Origin of the sequence: Pseudomonas syringae group sp. J254-4 (assembly GCF_032586855.1) — a bacterium.
GTDB classification, from domain to species: Bacteria; Pseudomonadota; Gammaproteobacteria; order Pseudomonadales; family Pseudomonadaceae; genus Aquipseudomonas; species Aquipseudomonas amygdali.
The window spans coordinates 1-15266 of record NZ_JAWHOO010000037.1 but is presented as its reverse complement, the minus strand read 5'-3'; the positions used below and the strand labels follow the sequence as shown (position 1 = coordinate 15266).

Sequence of the window (15266 nt, the reverse complement as noted above, 5' to 3'; positions counted from 1 at the left end):
ACACACGTCTGCTGCAACCATTTGACGCTGGCTAATGTGCCTGTCTGTTCCTGCCCCTGCCTTTTCGTGTGCTTCGATGCCATTTCCAGCGATGCATCGCCCGAGCCCGATTACGTCTGCGGTCAACATCTGAATCGTGGAAGTCTGTAATGAACACAACAACCAGTCCGACGACCTACAACTACACAGTGGTGCGCCAGTTTGCCATCATGACCGTGGTCTGGGGGGTGATCGGCATGAGCCTGGGCGTGTTCATTGCTTCGCAACTGGTCTGGCCAGGGCTTAACCTGGAACTTGAATGGACCACCTTCGGACGCCTGCGGCCGTTGCACACCAACCTGGTGATCTTTGCGTTCGGTGGCTGCGCACTGTTTGCCACCTCTTATTACGTGGTGCAGCGCACCTGTCAGACGCGGCTTGTTTCCGATGGCCTGGCGGCGTTTACCTTCTGGGGCTGGCAAGCCGTAATTGTCGGCGCCATCGTGACGCTGCCCATGGGCTATACCACCACCAAGGAATATGCCGAACTTGAATGGCCGGTGGCGATTCTGCTGGCGATCGTCTGGGCCGCCTACGCTGCAGTGTTTTTCGGCACCATCGTCAAACGCCGGACCCGGCATATCTATGTCGCCAACTGGTTTTACGGCGCATTCATCGTGGTGACCGGCATGCTGCACATCGTCAACCACATCTCGCTGCCGGTCAGCCTGTTCAAATCCTATTCGGCCTACGCCGGAGCGACCGACGCGATGATTCAGTGGTGGTACGGGCACAATGCCGTAGGGTTTTTCCTGACCACCGGCTTTCTCGGCATGATGTATTACTTCGTGCCCAAACAGGCCGAGCGCCCGGTGTACTCCTATCGTTTGTCCATCGTGCACTTCTGGGCATTGATCACCCTGTATATCTGGGCCGGTCCGCACCATCTGCACTACACCGCCCTGCCAGACTGGGCGCAGTCGCTGGGCATGGTCATGTCGATCATTCTGCTGGTACCCAGCTGGGGCGGGATGATCAACGGCATGATGACGCTGTCGGGTGCATGGCATAAGTTGCGGACCGATTCGATACTGCGCTTTCTCGTGGTTTCGCTGGCGTTCTATGGCATGTCGACCTTTGAAGGCCCGATGATGGCAATCAAGACCGTCAACTCGCTGTCGCACTACACCGACTGGACCATCGGTCACGTGCATGCCGGGGCACTGGGCTGGGTGGCGATGATTACCATCGGGTCGGTTTATCACATGATTCCGAAACTCTACGCCCGTCCGCACATGCACAGCGTCAGCCTGATCAACACGCATTTCTGGCTCGCGACCGTGGGCACCGTGCTGTACATCACCTCGATGTGGGTCAATGGCATTACTCAGGGCTTGATGTGGCGTGCAGTGAACGACGACGGCACGCTGACCTATTCCTTCATCGAAACCATGCAGGCCAGTCACTCGGGCTACATCGTGCGGGCCATCGGCGGCGCCATCTTCACCAGCGGCATGCTGCTGATGGCCTACAACGTGATACGTACCGTGCGCGCCTCTGACCCGCAGGCGGTCGAGGCCGCTGCGCGCATTTCCGTCGTGGGAGCGCATTGATGAAACATGATGTGCTCGAAAAAAACATCGGCCTGCTGGCCTTCTTCATGGTCGTTGCCGTGAGTATCGGCGGGCTGACGCAGATCGTCCCGCTGTTTTTTCAGGATGTGACCAATCAACCGATCGAAGGCATGAAGCCACGCAGCGCGCTTGAAGTAGAAGGCCGTGATGTGTTCATCGCCAATGGTTGCGTAGGCTGCCACTCGCAGATGATCCGGCCATTACGCGCCGAAACCGAACGCTACGGGCATTACTCGGTAGCAGGCGAAAGCGTCTGGGATCACCCTTTCCTGTGGGGCTCCAAACGCACCGGGCCGGACCTGGCACGGATCGGCGGTCGTTACTCGGACGAGTGGCACCGTGTGCATCTGAATAACCCTCGGGACGTGGTCCCAACGTCGATCATGCCCGCCTATCCGTTTCTGGCCGAGAAAAAGATCGACAGCACGCAGACGGCGAAAAAGCTGCAAGTGCTGCGCACCCTTGGCACCCCGTACACCGACGCAGACATCGCCGGTGCGGCGGCGGCCGTGCAGGGCAAGACCGAAATGGACGCGCTGGTGGCCTATCTGCAAGGCCTCGGCACGCTCATCAAGAGCAAACGGTGAACATGATGGACATCGGAATGATTCGAGGCCTTGGCACACTGGTCGTGATGGTGGCGTTCATCGGCCTGATGCTGTGGGTGTTCAGCCCTGCCCGCAAGGCACACTTCGACGATGCGACCCTGTTGCCTTTCGCGGATGACCCCGACGCCATCGGCAAGGTCGAGCGCGCCAGAGCTGAACGGGAAGACCAACCATGAGTACGTTCTGGAGCCTGTACGTCGCGGTCCTGACGCTGGGCACAATCATCGCCATGCTCTGGCTGCTGCTGTCCACGCGCAAAGGTCAGCCCGACGAACCGACAGATGAAACCGTCGGCCATACGTTCGACGGTATCGAGGAGTACGACAACCCACTGCCCAGATGGTGGTTCTATCTATTCGTAGCGACCATCGTCTTTGCGCTGGGCTATCTAGTCCTGTACCCGGGCCTGGGCAACTGGCAGGGTTTGCTGCCGGGTTACGACTATCGGGACAAGGACAGCAAGACGCAATTCTCCGACGGCAGGCAAGGCTGGAGCAGTGTCCACGAATGGGAACGGGAAGTGGCTGTTGCCGAAGCACGCTACGGCCCGCTGTTCGCCAAATACGCCGCCATGCCCGTCGAGGAGGTGGCCAAAGACCCGCAGGCGCTGAAAATCGGTGCTCGCCTGTTTGCCTCCAACTGCTCGGTCTGCCATGGCTCTGACGCGAAAGGCGCCTACGGCTTTCCCAATCTGACCGATGCCGACTGGCGTTGGGGCGGCGATGCCCAGGCGATCAAGACGTCGATCATGGCCGGGCGCATGGGCGTGATGCCCGCCCTGGGCGAAGTGCTGGGTGAACAGGGTGTGCGTGATGTATCGGCCTACGTGCTGACTCAACTGGACGCCCGGCAGTTGCCCGAAGGTGCCAAAGCTGACCCGGTCGCGGGACAGAAGACCTTCGCGAAACTCTGCGCTGCCTGTCATGGGCCCGAAGGCAAGGGAATGCCGATTCTTGGCGCGCCGGACCTGACCCACCCCAACGCGTTTATCTACGGCTCCAGCTTCGCTCAGTTGCAGCAGACCATTCGTGATGGCCGCCAGGGCCAGATGCCCGCTCAGCAGGCACTGCAAGGCAATGATCGGGTTCACATTCTGGCTGCCTATGTTTACAGCCTGTCCCGCCAGGAGCAGCCTGCTGAAAAAGAGTGATACGGCTCTTACAGACAGTACGCCTGGCGTCGTGACGGCCTGAAACCCTCACGACTGCCATTGCCGACACATCAAGGCTTGGAACCGCACTTCATCCTCATGCCGTTCAAAGCCGTATCGTCGTCGTACTTATCATCATCGTCCCCCTGATAGTCTTCGACGCGTGTTTCAAAACCGATAGCAACCATTCCGGCAGGACAGCGGTAAGTTTTTTTCCAAACGCCATAACTTGTGTCATAGGCTGCGGCTATGGACTGTCCCCCTTCACAAACAAACCTGACAGAGTCCACTGCTGTGTCGTCTCCGTCCCCTTGACGGGGCTCCATTTTCAACTGAAATCCAACGATCGCCTGGTCGGCAGGGCACTTCCTGTATCCTGAAAAAGTCCCCCATCCTCCTTCTTTGCTTCTCAGGCCGACATCATCGTGGCAGTACATAACGATCGCATTGACGGCCGTATCGTCATCGTCGCCCTGCCATTTTTCCCCCTTTACATCAAAAGCGTTTATGTACAGTCCACTTGGACACAGTGCCGATGGCCCCCAGGTCCCCCAACTCCCCGCATTGTCATATTCGTCGGTTGGTGGAGTTTTAACTGATTGTTTGAGAGGAAACACACCCAGATGTTGCGCGGTCTCGGGCGTATTATTTCTAACGAGCCAGACGGAAATTCTTCTTGAACTCTCATCAATATCGGTGATGAGAAAAGTCTCTTCAGTTGCCGAACCACTCAGAAAAACAGGCACCCCTTCATAGGGACTTGGATATATTCCGGCAGCGGTGTGAAAGTGACCTGCAAAAATGGCTGAGACATCATACTCCTTTAACAGGTTACGAAATTTAGTGAGGATAGCTTGAGTACGTGGATCGGATGTCCGGGTCCATTCCTCTGCGTCATGCATACCAATAATGACAAATTTTCCATTATCCCTTGCATGAATCAGCTGATTCTCCAGCCAGCCATTCTCAACGGGTGACAAAATATCAAACTCATTTGTTGTCCATACACCTCCAGAATAAAACCACCTTATATACGAAGGGTCCAAATTCAGCTGAATGTACCGCACACCTCCAAAGTCCTTAAAGTACGCAAAGCTTCCTGAATACTTTTTGGTGGTGTGAATAATTCCGCTTTCATTAACGCTATAATCCATCCGATTACCGCCCATCCGGCCTACAAGGTCCTCCATATTGTCTCGGGCGCAGCCATTATTTCCACAGCCGTCTATATTGTTCTTGTAATCATGATTACCCAGTCCAAAATACCAATTCGTCGACAATATTGAATCCAGTGTCCCGTACAAAAATGCCCTTTCATTGTCATGGCCAAACGCCGTCATGTCTCCGTTTATGATGACCGGGTTATTGCCGGCCCCGCCCATGGCTCCGGCACGCCATTTTTGTATCGCAGAATATTGATTTCTGATGAGGTCTTCAGTACTAACCTCGTTAACCGAGGAGCGGGATTGCAGTAGGACGTCCTGCGATTGCCGGTGCGGCAAAGCGCCCAGACTGTCCTCTGTGTTTTTTTTATCCTTTGACCAAGGGTATTGAGGGTCAGAAGCAAATATAATATGCCTTATTATGCCCTTAGGCCCGACCGCGCTCGCCATAGCGTCTGGGCTTTCATTTTTCACATCACTAACGCACCCGCACATTAATAACAATGTGCTGAACAACGCACAAGGAAAAAGCCTGTAGCTAGACATATCAAAACCCTCATGAAAACTAAAACCCCAGAACCAAAACACGGACAGAGAGCGTTACTCAGAGCATTTCGGCTGTACTCATTATTACAAACATCTGCTGAAACTCTACTATCAGAACTGATAGGTGGGCTGTTAGATACCGATGGCAGTTCTTTGAGTGACACACGGCACGACGTTTAATAAGTAGCCCAGTCATAGGGGCTGCTTATTACTCCACGCCTACGTGACGGGCTTCGGTAATAAATTTTGCATTTCTGCAATCTGAAATACCAAGAGAAGCTGGCGACGCGCACTGACGCGCATGCAGATATGCACTGCATACGCCGTAGTCAGCAAAGCTGACCCATACGCTGCGTCAGGAACCATCAGACCCAGTGGATTTTTAGCATCGGGATACAGGCAAGCAGTGCGCGGTAGTAATTTGCGTCACTGCACGCATTGTAGTTACATCTCTACACGCTTAGAATTGCTCATTATGACAACAATGTGTCTGCCCATTCCGGAGGTCGCTTTCATGACAACTACCCTCTCAAGCCGCGAATTCAACCAAGACACCAGCGGGGCCAAGAAGGCCGCGAATGAAGGCCCGGTGTTCATTACCGACCGAGGCCGCCCTGCCCATGTGCTGCTTTCGATCGAGGCGTACCTGCAACTGACCGGCAGTGCAGCGAGCATCGCTGACCTGTTGATCATGCCGGCGCACCTCGATATCGAATTCGAGCCTCAACGGGCTGTCATCTCGACTCGACCGGTTGACCTGTCCTGATGTTCCTGCTCGACACCGACGTGGTGTCCGAACTCAGAAAACGCAACGCCGATGCGAACGTGCTCCGCTGGTCGCGAACACAGATGGCCTCCAGCCTTTTCATCTCGTCCATCACGATTCTTGAGCTCGAAACAGGTATCCTGCGTATCGAACGCCGCGACCCGGCACAGGGCACAGCATTGCGAATGTGGCTTGAGCAGCATGTATTGAAAGCGTTCGCCGGGCGTATCCTGACAGTCGACACTCAGGTCGCAAGGCGCTGCGCCCAACTGCATGTCCCCGACCCGCGCAGCGAATGCGATGCGTTGATCGCGGCTACTGCGCTGGTGCATGGCATGACCGTGGTCACACGCAACACAATCGACTTTCAGTCATGCGGCGTCGCGCTGCTCAACCCTTGGGTCAGCCAGTTGAATGAAGAAGCGGCCGTTTATTCACGTGCGTCACGTTGAACGCGGATGTAAACCTGCCTGACCTGTATCGGCCCGGGCTACTCCACCGCCGCTGGACCCATCAATGAGCAACCAGATTCCAGTACACGACATCACACCGCCATCCGAAAAAAGCGGCGAATTCATCGACCTCTATGCCTCGCGCGCGAAAATCCACACCCGCGCGTTCAAAGGTCTGTTTCGCAATGTGCGCATGCTGGGCGGTGCCGTGTTGCTGCTGATCTTTTTCGGCACGGTCTGGCTCAATAAAGGTGGGCACCAGGCGGTCTGGTGGGATCTGCCACAACGCAAGTTCTACATCTTCGGCGCGACGTTCTGGCCGCAGGATTTCATCCTGTTGTCCGGCATTCTGATCGTTGCAGCCTTCGGGCTGTTCTTCATCACGGTCTATGCCGGACGGGTATGGTGCGGCTACACCTGCCCGCAAAGCGTCTGGACCTGGATGTTCATGTGGTGCGAGAAAGTCACCGAGGGCGACCGCAACCAGCGCATCAGGCTTGACCATGCCCCGATGAGCACCGGCAAACTGGCGCGCAAGCTCGCCAAGCACAGCCTGTGGCTGCTGATCGGCTTTGCCACGGGCATGACCTTCGTGGGTTACTTCTCTCCCATTCGCGACTTGTGCATTGATCTGTTCACGGGCGAAGCGGATGGCTGGGCGTATTTCTGGGTCGGCTTCTTCACCCTGGCCACTTACCTCAATGCAGGCTGGCTGCGCGAGCAGGTGTGCATCTATATGTGCCCCTACGCGCGGTTCCAGAGCGTGATGTTCGACAAGGACACGCTGATCATCTCCTACGACCCGAATCGTGGCGAAACCCGCGGGCCGCGTAAAAAGGAAGCCGATCACCGTGCTCAGGGCCTGGGTGACTGCATCGACTGCACGATGTGCGTTCAGGTCTGCCCGACCGGCATCGACATTCGTGACGGCCTGCAGGTGGAATGCATCAGCTGTGCGGCGTGCGTCGATGCCTGCGATACAGTCATGGACAAGATGGACTACCCTCGCGGCCTGATTCGCTACACCACCGAACACAATCTGTCCGGGCAGCGCACCCGCACCTTGCGCCCGCGCCTGATCGGTTATGCACTGGTCCTGCTGCTGATGATCGGGCTACTGACCACAGCCTTCTGCATGCGCACCCTGGTGGGTCTGGATGTCAGCAAGGACCGCATGCTGTTCCGGGAAAACGCCGAAGGCCGTATCGAAAACGTCTACACCATGAAAGTGATGAACAAGGATCAGGTGGATCATGACTATGTGCTGGAGGCCAGCGGCCTGCCCGACCTGAAACTGCAGGGGCGCAGGGAAATCAGCGTCCCGGCAGGCGAGATCGTCAGCCTGCCGGTGGAGCTGTCCAGCGCGCCGGAAAAACTCCCGGCACACAGCAACGAAGTCACCTTTACCCTCAAGGACATCGACAGCGACACGCATGTCGACACCAAAAGCCGTTTCATCGGCCCACCTCTTCGTTAAGAGCACCGTCATGCCCGTTGCGACTGCTGCAAGCCCTTGGTACAGGCACCTCTGGCCATGGATCATCATCGCCATTCTGACCTGCTCGGTGACGTTTAGCCTGTCGATGGTGTTCATCGCAGTGAGCAACCCTGACCCGCTGGTCACCGATAACTACTACGAGGCCGGCAAAGGCATCAATCGCTCGCTGAATAGGGAAATGCTTGCGCAAAACCTCAAACTGCACGCCCGTGTACATCTGGACGAGTTGACCGGCGAAGTCGAGCTGCGCCTGAGCGGCAACAGCAACCCGGAGCGTCTGGAGTTGAACCTCATTTCCCCGACGCGCCCCGACAGTGATCGCCGCGTGTTCCTGACCCGCAGTCCGTCCGAACCGGGCCGTTACATCGGGCAGTTGCAGGACCGGGTCGAGGGTCGGCGCTTTGTGGAGCTGCTGGGTGTCGAAGGCGACCAGACCTGGCGTCTGTTCGAAGAAGAACAGGTCGGCGCTGCTGACCTGACCCTGGGCGACGAACCCCTGCAAGCCGCACAACGCCGGAAAGACTGAACATGGCGACGTTGCCCCCTGCCACTCCAATGCGCTGTTACCACTGCGGCCTGCCCGTTCCAGCCGGTGGCCATTTCACGGCGGTTGTGCTCGGTGAGTCCCGAGAGCTTTGCTGCCCCGGCTGTCAGGCGGTGGCCGAGACCATCGTCGCCAGCGGTCTGGAAAGCTACTACCGCCATCGCAGCGAGGCCTCGGCCAACCCGGAAAGCCTGCCCACGCAATTGATCGATGAGCTGGCACTCTACGACCGCCCTGAAGTACAGGCACCGTTCGTGCGCCACGACGGCGATTTGTCAGAAGCCACTTTGCTTGTCGAGGGCATCAGTTGCGCAGCCTGCGGCTGGTTGATCGAAAAACGCCTGAGCCGCTTGCCCGCAGTGGCCGAAGCGCGCATGAACCTCTCCACCCATCGCCTGCACGTACGCTGGCGCGGCGACCAGCTTGCCCTCAGTCAGTTGCTGAGCGAACTGCACGCAATTGGTTATGTCGCTCACCCCTGGCAGGCCGATCGCGCCGCCGAGCGTCTGGCAATTGAAAACCGGCTGGCGTTACGGCAACTGGGCGTCGCCGGCCTGCTGTGGTTTCAGGCAATGATGGCAACCATGGCGACATGGCCGGAGTTCAACATCGACCTCAGCCCGCAGATGCACACTATCCTGCGCTGGGTGGCGCTGTTTCTGACCACTCCGATCGTGTTCTACAGTTGCGCACCGTTCTTCCGCGGCGCATTACGCGACCTGCGCAGCCGTCAACTGACGATGGACGTCTCGGTGTCGCTGGCAATAGGCGCGGCGTATGTCGCCGGCATCTGGACTGCGGTCACCGGCGCTGGCGAATTGTATTTCGATGCGGTGGGCATGTTTGCATTGTTCCTGCTGGCCGGACGCTACCTGGAGCGCCGCGCCCGCGAGCGCACGGCGGCAGCCACGGCGCAACTGGTCAACCTGCTGCCCGCCTCATGCCTGCGCCTTGGTGACGATGGCCAGAGCCAGCGCATCATGCTCAGCGAGCTGCGTTTGACTGATCGTGTATTAGTGCGCCCCGGTGCGGTGATACCGGCTGACGGCAGGATCCTCGAAGGTTATTCCAGCATCGATGAGTCCCTGCTGACCGGCGAGTACCTGCCACAAACGCGCGGCGCGGGCGATGCGGTCACCGCAGGAACGTTGAATGTCGAGAGTCCGCTGACCATTGCCGTGTCGGCGCTGGGTCAGGAAACCCGTCTTTCGGCCATTGTCCGCCTGCTCGAACGCGCCCAGGCGCAGAAGCCCCGTCTCGCGCAAATCGCCGACCGGGCGGCACAGACCTTTCTGCTGTTTTCGCTGATGGCGGCGGCACTGATCGGTGTTGTCTGGTGGCAAATCGACGCATCCCGCGCGTTCTGGATTGTCCTGGCAATGCTCGTTGCCACCTGCCCCTGCGCGCTGTCGTTGGCGACACCGACCGCGCTGACAGCGGCCACCGGCACGCTGCACAAGCTTGGTCTGTTGCTGACCCGAGGTCATGTGCTGGAGGGCCTGAATCAGATTGACACAGTCATCTTCGACAAGACCGGCACCCTGACCGAGGGACGTCTGGCGCTGCGCAGCATTCACCCGCTACGCGAACTGGACGCCAACCGCTGCCTGGAGCTGGCGGCTGCATTGGAAAACCGTTCCGAGCACCCCATTGCCCGCGCCTTTGGTCGAGCGTCAAGGGCTGCCGAAGAGGTGCGCAGCACTCCAGGACTGGGGCTGGAAGGATGGGTTGACGGGAAACTGCTGCGCATCGGCCAGGCGGCGTTTGTCTGTGCGCCGAGCGGCACTGAAGCGCCGGTGATCACCGATGAGTCCGGCCAGTGGCTATTGCTGGGCGATGCGCAAGGGCCGCTGGCCTGGCTGGTACTCGACGATCAACTGCGCGACGATGCCAGCACCTTGTTACAGACCTGCAAGGCGCGAGGCTGGAAAACGCTGCTGCTGTCCGGAGACAGCTCGCCGATGGTCGCCAGTGTCGCGCAGGCGCTGGGGATAGACGAAGCGCGTGGCGGCATGCGCCCGGACGACAAGCTGGAGGTGCTGCGACAACTTCAGGCCCAAGGACGCAAAGTGCTGATGATCGGTGACGGGGTGAATGACGTCCCGGTCATGGCCGCTGCCGACATCAGTGTGGCAATGGGCTCGGCCACCGACCTTGCAAAAACCAGCGCTGACGCCGTGCTGCTGTGCAACCGTTTGCCGGTGCTGATCGACGCACTGAATCTGGCCCGACGCACGCGCAGGGTCATTATCGAAAATCTGCTCTGGGCCGGCCTGTACAATGGCCTCATGCTGCCATTCGCGGCACTGGGCTGGATCACCCCGGTGTGGGCGGCCATCGGCATGTCGCTCAGTTCATTGACCGTAGTGCTCAACGCCTTGCGCCTGACCCGTATGCCGCGCCGCGCCCTCACATCACAATCTGCCCCGGAGGTTTCATGCCCGCGCTTTACATCATGATCCCTGCTGCGCTGCTGCTGGTGGGTGTCGCGATCTACGTGTTCTTCTGGGCGGTGGACAGCGGCCAGTACGACGATATGGAAGGCCCGGCGCACAGCATATTGTTCGATGATCCGCCGCCGGTGGATCATGCCCGGTCAGAACCGCAACGGCCTGGCGCTGACGAGAAACACGATGTTTGAACTTGCTTCGATGCTGCTCTCGGCACTCATTCTCGGGCTGCTGGGCGGCGGCCATTGCCTGGGGATGTGTGGCGGCCTCATGGGAGCGCTGACACTGGCCATTCCCAAGGAACAGCGCAGCCGTCGATTCCGGCTGCTGCTGGCCTATAACCTTGGGCGCATTCTCAGTTACACGGTTGCCGGCCTGGGTTCCGGGCTGGTCGGCTGGGCAGTCGCGCAAAGTCCGCTGGCAACGGGTCTGCGGGTCATCGCCGCAGTGTTGCTGATCGTGATGGGGCTGTATCTGGCTGGCTGGTGGAGCGGGCTGACGCATATCGAGCGCCTGGGCAGAGGCCTGTGGCGATACCTGCAACCGCTGGCCAGCCGCTTGCTGCCGGTGTCCAGCCTGCCCCGCGCCTTGTTGCTCGGCGCGCTGTGGGGCTGGCTGCCCTGCGGGCTGGTTTACAGCGCCCTGCTCTGGGCCGCCAGCCAGGGCAATCCTCTCCATAGCGCCTTGCTGATGCTGGCCTTCGGGCTGGGCACCTGGCCCGTTCTGCTGGCCACCGGACTTGCCGCCGAGCGCACCACTGTCCTGCTGCGCAAACGAGGTGTTCGCATGGCCGGAGGGTTGCTGGTAATCGTCTTTGGCCTCTGGACCTTGCCGGGGCCGCATCAGCATTGGCTGATGGGGCACTGAGGCCGGGCAGCTCACACCGCTTGATCCACGTCAACGCCCGCCCTTGAGCGTCTGCGTATGCTCGCGACATCGCCAGCCTGACCGGGAAACGTGCGCATGCTTGACGCCATTCGTTGGGATTCAGACCTGATCCATCGCTATGATGTAGCAGGACCGCGCTATACGTCCTATCCGACAGCAGTGCAACTTCACACACAAATAGGCGCATTTGACCTATTGCATGCTCTGCGGGAAAGCCGCAAGGCGTTGCGCCCGCTGTCGCTCTATGTGCATCTGCCCTTCTGCGCGAACATTTGTTACTACTGTGCCTGCAATAAGGTCATCACCAAGGACCGCGGACGCGCGCAGGCTTACCTGCAGCGGCTCGAACACGAAATACAGATGCTCGCCTGCCACCTGGCACCCGGTCAGGTAGTGGAGCAACTGCACCTGGGCGGCGGCACGCCGACCTTCCTGAGTCATGCTGAACTGCGTCGGTTGATGGCGCAGCTGCGCGCGCATTTCAATTTGCTGGAAGATGACTCCGGCGACTATGGCATCGAGATTGACCCTCGCGAAGCGGACTGGTCGACCATGGGCCTGCTGCGCGAGCTGGGTTTCAACCGGGTCAGCCTTGGCGTGCAGGACCTGGACCCGACCGTGCAACGGGCTATCAACCGCATGCAAAGCCTGGAGGAAACCCGCGCCATCGTCGAAGCCGCCCGCACGCTGCAGTTTCGTTCTGTGAATATCGACCTGATCTACGGCCTTCCCAGACAAACCGCGCAAGCCTTCATCCGCACAGTGGATGAAATCATCGAATTACAGCCCGACCGGTTGTCTGTGTTCAACTACGCCCACCTGCCGGAACGCTTCATGCCGCAGCGACGCATCGACACGGCCGAACTGCCGGATGCCCGGAGCAAACTGCTCATGCTCGAGCGCACCGTCGAGCAACTGGGCAACGCCGGTTATCGCTACATCGGCATGGACCATTTCGCCCTGCCCGACGATGAGCTGGCGATCGCCCAGGAAGACCTGACCCTGCAACGCAATTTTCAGGGCTACACCACGCATGGTCACTGTGATCTGATCGGGCTGGGCGTCTCGGCCATCAGCCAGATTGGCGAGCTGTACAGTCAGAACAGCAGCGACCTGAGCGACTATCAAAGGCTGCTGGACAGCGACCAGCCAGCAACCAGACGAGGGCTGATGTGCAGCGATGACGACCGGATAAGACGCGCAGTCATTCAGCAGTTGATCTGCCACTTCATGCTGGATTTCGCCGAGATTGAAAAAGCATTCTCCATCGATTTCAGATGCTATTTCAGCGACGCATGGCCACAACTGCTTGGCATGGAGAAGGACGGGCTGATTGCGTTGAGCGATGCTGGGATTGAAGTCAGACCGGCAGGCCGGTTACTGGTGCGTGCTGTGTGCATGGTCTTCGATGCGTACCTGACCCGGCAGAACAGACAGCAGTTCTCGCGGGTGATATGACCAGCGGCCTGGTTCTACATTTTGGCCAGAACCAGCATGCCCGCCTTGATCTTGTCGGCGTCGCTGGAGTTCAGGCTATTCATCAGCGTCGACAAATCGGCCGTGGAATTGCTCACCTGCGCCTGCAATGTGGTGAGCACGGTCTGTAGCGCCGCGGCTTTGGTGCGGCGCTCCTCGGGACTCAGACTCGGGTCCTTCAGAGCCTTCTGGATCTGCTCCATGGTTTCCGCGATCCTGCGCTGAAGCTCGCGAATCGCCTTGAGGATCTTCTGCACCGAAGACGGCAGGCCGCTCTGCTCGATATCGGCGTTTCTGGAAGACGACGCAGCTGCGGCCTTGCCCGCTGACGACAGATTGACTTCTACACCCTTTGCCTCACCTGCAGGCGCCTCGACGCTGCTTTCGCTGGTCTGGCTGCTGTACGTAATCTGCGAGGTCGCAGTACGTATCGTAATACTGTTGATCAACGGAAGTGTCGTTGACATGCCAAGGCATCCTGGTTCATCCAAGGGAATACAGGCGTATCGGCAGCCGCTGCGGAACCTTGATGGTGCAGAAGTCTTTGTAGGCTGGCCCCGACAAGCAAGGGTGAGTTACCCTTACGGCTTATGTGTGTTTTCCCACAAGGAATTAAGTGATGTCCGAGCCAGTAAAGTTGCGCGCTCAAAACCAGGCTCACTGCAAGGATTGCAGTCTCGCTCCACTCTGCCTGCCCCTCTCGTTGAATACGGAAGACATGGACTGCCTTGACCAGATCGTCAAACGGGGCCGTCCGCTGAAAAAAGGCGAATTCCTATTCCGCCAGGGAGATACCTTCGAGTCGGTCTACGCAGTACGTTCCGGTGCGCTGAAGACCTTCAACATCAGTGACAACGGCGAAGAACAACTCACCGGCTTTCATCTGCCCAGCGAGCTGGTCGGAATGTCAGGCATGGACGCCCAGGCTTATCCGGTCTCGGCGCAGGCACTGGAAACCACTTCAGTGTGCGAAATTCCATTTGAACGCCTGGACGAGCTGTCGGTGCAGTTGCCGCAGCTGCGTCGCCAGTTGATGCGCGTCATGAGCCGCGAGATCCGCGAAGATCAGCAAATGATGCTGTTGCTGTCGAAGAAAACCGCCGATGAGCGTATTGCCACGTTTCTGATCAATCTGTCTGCGCGCTTTCGAGCCAGAGGCTTCTCGGCCAATCAGTTTCGTCTGAGCATGTCGCGCAACGAAATCGGTAATCATCTGGGCCTGGCCGTCGAGACGGTGTCGCGAGTATTCACCCGGTTCCAGCAAAATCAGCTGATTGCTGCAGAAGGCAAAGAGATTCATATCCTTGCCCCGATCGAGCTGTGTGCGCTGGCGGGCGGCGCAATGCAAAGCTGAGACGTGCGATCTGTGGCGGGTCGGCTTAAACTATCGGCCAAACCTGCCATGGATCCCCCTGATGACTTTCGATCAATCGAACTTCAAGTCCCTGATACGCCCGGTCGTAGACTTCCCCAAACCGGGCGTGGTGTTTCGCGACATCACTCCCCTCTTCCAGTCGCCCAAGGCTACCCGTCAGGTAATCGACAGTTTCGTGCAGCGCTATATAGAGGCCGATTTCAGCCATATCGGCGTCATGGACGCGCGTGGTTTTCTGATTGGTTCGGTGGTTGCGTACCAACTGAACAAGCCGCTGGTGCTGTTTCGCAAACAAGGCAAATTGCCTGCCGACGTGCTCTCCGAGGCCTATCAGACCGAATACGGCGAAGCGTATCTGGAAGTGCATGCCGACAGTCTGTGCGAAGGTGACTCAGTCATCATGTTCGATGACCTGATCGCGACGGGAGGCACGCTGATCGCCGCCGCCAACCTCATCCGCCGCATGGGCGCCGAGGTACATGAAGCCGCTGCGATCATCGACCTGCCGGAACTGGGCGGCTCGCAACGCCTGCGCGATCTGAAGATCCCGACGTTCTGCCTGACCGAGTTTGCGCTGGACGAGCAGTAAGACAGGCGCTGACCGTGGCTCCGCTTTGCACGGCGGTTCTGCGATGTCAGATGGATTGGGGTTCGACTCAAGTCACCTTTTCGCCCCTCGGCGAGTTACTTTGATGAGGCCAAAGTAACCAAAGCCTTTCGCTCCTGTTTCCGGCCCG

At 58.6% G+C, this 15266-nt stretch carries 16 protein-coding genes; 14 read left to right on the top strand and 2 right to left on the bottom strand.

Features of this window, described 5'->3' with window-relative positions; translation table 11 throughout:
* The first annotated feature begins 149 nt into the window (after positions 1-149).
* From ccoN to ccoP, 4 genes are read left to right on the top strand one after another with little or no spacing between them, the layout of a single operon-like run.
* Positions 150-1592, top strand: a complete 1443-nt coding sequence (gene ccoN, locus RYB09_RS26725; protein WP_122258529.1) for a cytochrome-c oxidase, cbb3-type subunit I — start codon at positions 150-152, stop codon at positions 1590-1592.
* A complete protein-coding gene (ccoO, locus tag RYB09_RS26720; protein WP_058409187.1) occupies positions 1592-2200 on the top strand; it encodes a cytochrome-c oxidase, cbb3-type subunit II in 609 nt (202 codons plus the stop codon). The genes ccoN and ccoO overlap by 1 nt, the downstream gene beginning before the upstream one ends.
* Before the next feature lie 5 nt (positions 2201-2205).
* Positions 2206-2397 (top strand): CcoQ/FixQ family Cbb3-type cytochrome c oxidase assembly chaperone, encoded by a 192-nt coding sequence (locus RYB09_RS26715; protein ID WP_058402131.1) that lies wholly within the window; start codon positions 2206-2208, stop codon positions 2395-2397.
* A complete protein-coding gene (gene ccoP / locus RYB09_RS26710) occupies positions 2394-3371 on the top strand; it encodes a cytochrome-c oxidase, cbb3-type subunit III (protein ID WP_219169631.1) in 978 nt (325 codons plus the stop codon). The genes RYB09_RS26715 and ccoP overlap by 4 nt, the downstream gene beginning before the upstream one ends.
* A gap of 71 nt (positions 3372-3442) precedes the next feature.
* Here the strand turns inward: ccoP and RYB09_RS26705 are convergent, their stop codons facing one another.
* On the bottom strand, positions 3443-5080 hold the full coding sequence (locus RYB09_RS26705; RefSeq protein ID WP_316890968.1) for a metallophosphoesterase: 1638 nt from the start codon (positions 5078-5080) through the stop codon (positions 3443-3445).
* Between the two features lie 514 nt (positions 5081-5594).
* Between RYB09_RS26705 and RYB09_RS26700 the strand changes: the two genes are divergently transcribed.
* The 8 genes from RYB09_RS26700 (at position 5595) to hemN (ending at position 13136) form a co-directional block, all read left to right on the top strand.
* Positions 5595-5846: a type II toxin-antitoxin system Phd/YefM family antitoxin gene (locus tag RYB09_RS26700; protein ID WP_058402114.1), complete on the top strand. Its 252-nt coding sequence runs from the start codon at positions 5595-5597 to the stop codon at positions 5844-5846.
* Positions 5846-6298 (top strand): type II toxin-antitoxin system VapC family toxin, encoded by a 453-nt coding sequence (locus RYB09_RS26695; protein ID WP_058402113.1) that lies wholly within the window; start codon positions 5846-5848, stop codon positions 6296-6298. Before RYB09_RS26700 ends, RYB09_RS26695 begins: the two co-directional genes overlap by 1 nt.
* Positions 6299-6362: 64 nt before the next feature.
* Entirely contained in the window at positions 6363-7775 is a 1413-nt protein-coding gene (gene ccoG, locus RYB09_RS26690; protein ID WP_316890958.1) for a cytochrome c oxidase accessory protein CcoG, read from the top strand.
* A 10-nt stretch (positions 7776-7785) separates the two neighbouring features.
* Positions 7786-8322, top strand: coding sequence for a FixH family protein (locus RYB09_RS26685; RefSeq protein WP_316890956.1), 537 nt, complete (start codon positions 7786-7788; stop codon positions 8320-8322).
* A gap of 2 nt (positions 8323-8324) precedes the next feature.
* Positions 8325-10799: a heavy metal translocating P-type ATPase gene (locus RYB09_RS26680; RefSeq protein ID WP_058402110.1), complete on the top strand. Its 2475-nt coding sequence runs from the start codon at positions 8325-8327 to the stop codon at positions 10797-10799.
* A complete protein-coding gene (gene ccoS / locus RYB09_RS26675; protein WP_058402109.1) occupies positions 10778-10981 on the top strand; it encodes a cbb3-type cytochrome oxidase assembly protein CcoS in 204 nt (67 codons plus the stop codon). Before RYB09_RS26680 ends, ccoS begins: the two co-directional genes overlap by 22 nt.
* On the top strand, positions 10974-11657 hold the full coding sequence (locus tag RYB09_RS26670) for a sulfite exporter TauE/SafE family protein (protein ID WP_058402108.1): 684 nt from the start codon (positions 10974-10976) through the stop codon (positions 11655-11657). The genes ccoS and RYB09_RS26670 overlap by 8 nt, the downstream gene beginning before the upstream one ends.
* 96 nt (positions 11658-11753) lie before the next feature.
* On the top strand, positions 11754-13136 hold the full coding sequence (hemN, locus tag RYB09_RS26665) for an oxygen-independent coproporphyrinogen III oxidase (RefSeq protein WP_219169633.1): 1383 nt from the start codon (positions 11754-11756) through the stop codon (positions 13134-13136).
* A 14-nt stretch (positions 13137-13150) separates the two neighbouring features.
* Here hemN and RYB09_RS26660 read toward each other — a convergent pair whose 3' ends face one another.
* A complete protein-coding gene (locus RYB09_RS26660) occupies positions 13151-13621 on the bottom strand; it encodes a hypothetical protein (RefSeq protein ID WP_058402106.1) in 471 nt (156 codons plus the stop codon).
* A 152-nt stretch (positions 13622-13773) separates the two neighbouring features.
* On the opposite strand from RYB09_RS26660, the gene fnr reads away from it, so the two are divergent.
* Entirely contained in the window at positions 13774-14508 is a 735-nt protein-coding gene (gene fnr / locus RYB09_RS26655) for a fumarate/nitrate reduction transcriptional regulator Fnr (protein ID WP_005744587.1), read from the top strand.
* 61 nt (positions 14509-14569) lie between these two features.
* Positions 14570-15118, top strand: a complete 549-nt coding sequence (locus RYB09_RS26650) for an adenine phosphoribosyltransferase (RefSeq protein ID WP_122280570.1) — start codon at positions 14570-14572, stop codon at positions 15116-15118.
* The last annotated feature ends 148 nt before the right edge of the window (positions 15119-15266 follow it).

Bases quoted from the DNA above. Each gene is read 5' to 3' on its own strand.
- RYB09_RS26660 (WP_058402106.1), bottom strand. From the start codon at position 13,621: ATGTCAACGACACTTCCGTTGATCAACAGTATTACGATACGTACTGCG.
- RYB09_RS26680 (WP_058402110.1), top strand. From the start codon at position 8,325: ATGGCGACGTTGCCCCCTGCCACTCCAATGCGCTGTTACCACTGCGGC.
- fnr (WP_005744587.1), top strand. From the start codon at position 13,774: ATGTCCGAGCCAGTAAAGTTGCGCGCTCAAAACCAGGCTCACTGCAAG.
- RYB09_RS26685 (WP_316890956.1), top strand. From the start codon at position 7,786: ATGCCCGTTGCGACTGCTGCAAGCCCTTGGTACAGGCACCTCTGGCCA.
- ccoP (WP_219169631.1), top strand. From the start codon at position 2,394: ATGAGTACGTTCTGGAGCCTGTACGTCGCGGTCCTGACGCTGGGCACA.
- RYB09_RS26650 (WP_122280570.1), top strand. From the start codon at position 14,570: ATGACTTTCGATCAATCGAACTTCAAGTCCCTGATACGCCCGGTCGTA.
- RYB09_RS26670 (WP_058402108.1), top strand. From the start codon at position 10,974: ATGTTTGAACTTGCTTCGATGCTGCTCTCGGCACTCATTCTCGGGCTG.
- ccoG (WP_316890958.1), top strand. From the start codon at position 6,363: ATGAGCAACCAGATTCCAGTACACGACATCACACCGCCATCCGAAAAA.
- ccoS (WP_058402109.1), top strand. From the start codon at position 10,778: ATGCCCGCGCTTTACATCATGATCCCTGCTGCGCTGCTGCTGGTGGGT.
- RYB09_RS26695 (WP_058402113.1), top strand. From the start codon at position 5,846: ATGTTCCTGCTCGACACCGACGTGGTGTCCGAACTCAGAAAACGCAAC.
- RYB09_RS26700 (WP_058402114.1), top strand. From the start codon at position 5,595: ATGACAACTACCCTCTCAAGCCGCGAATTCAACCAAGACACCAGCGGG.
- ccoN (WP_122258529.1), top strand. From the start codon at position 150: ATGAACACAACAACCAGTCCGACGACCTACAACTACACAGTGGTGCGC.
- RYB09_RS26715 (WP_058402131.1), top strand. From the start codon at position 2,206: ATGGACATCGGAATGATTCGAGGCCTTGGCACACTGGTCGTGATGGTG.
- RYB09_RS26705 (WP_316890968.1), bottom strand. From the start codon at position 5,080: ATGTCTAGCTACAGGCTTTTTCCTTGTGCGTTGTTCAGCACATTGTTA.
- ccoO (WP_058409187.1), top strand. From the start codon at position 1,592: ATGAAACATGATGTGCTCGAAAAAAACATCGGCCTGCTGGCCTTCTTC.
- hemN (WP_219169633.1), top strand. From the start codon at position 11,754: ATGCTTGACGCCATTCGTTGGGATTCAGACCTGATCCATCGCTATGAT.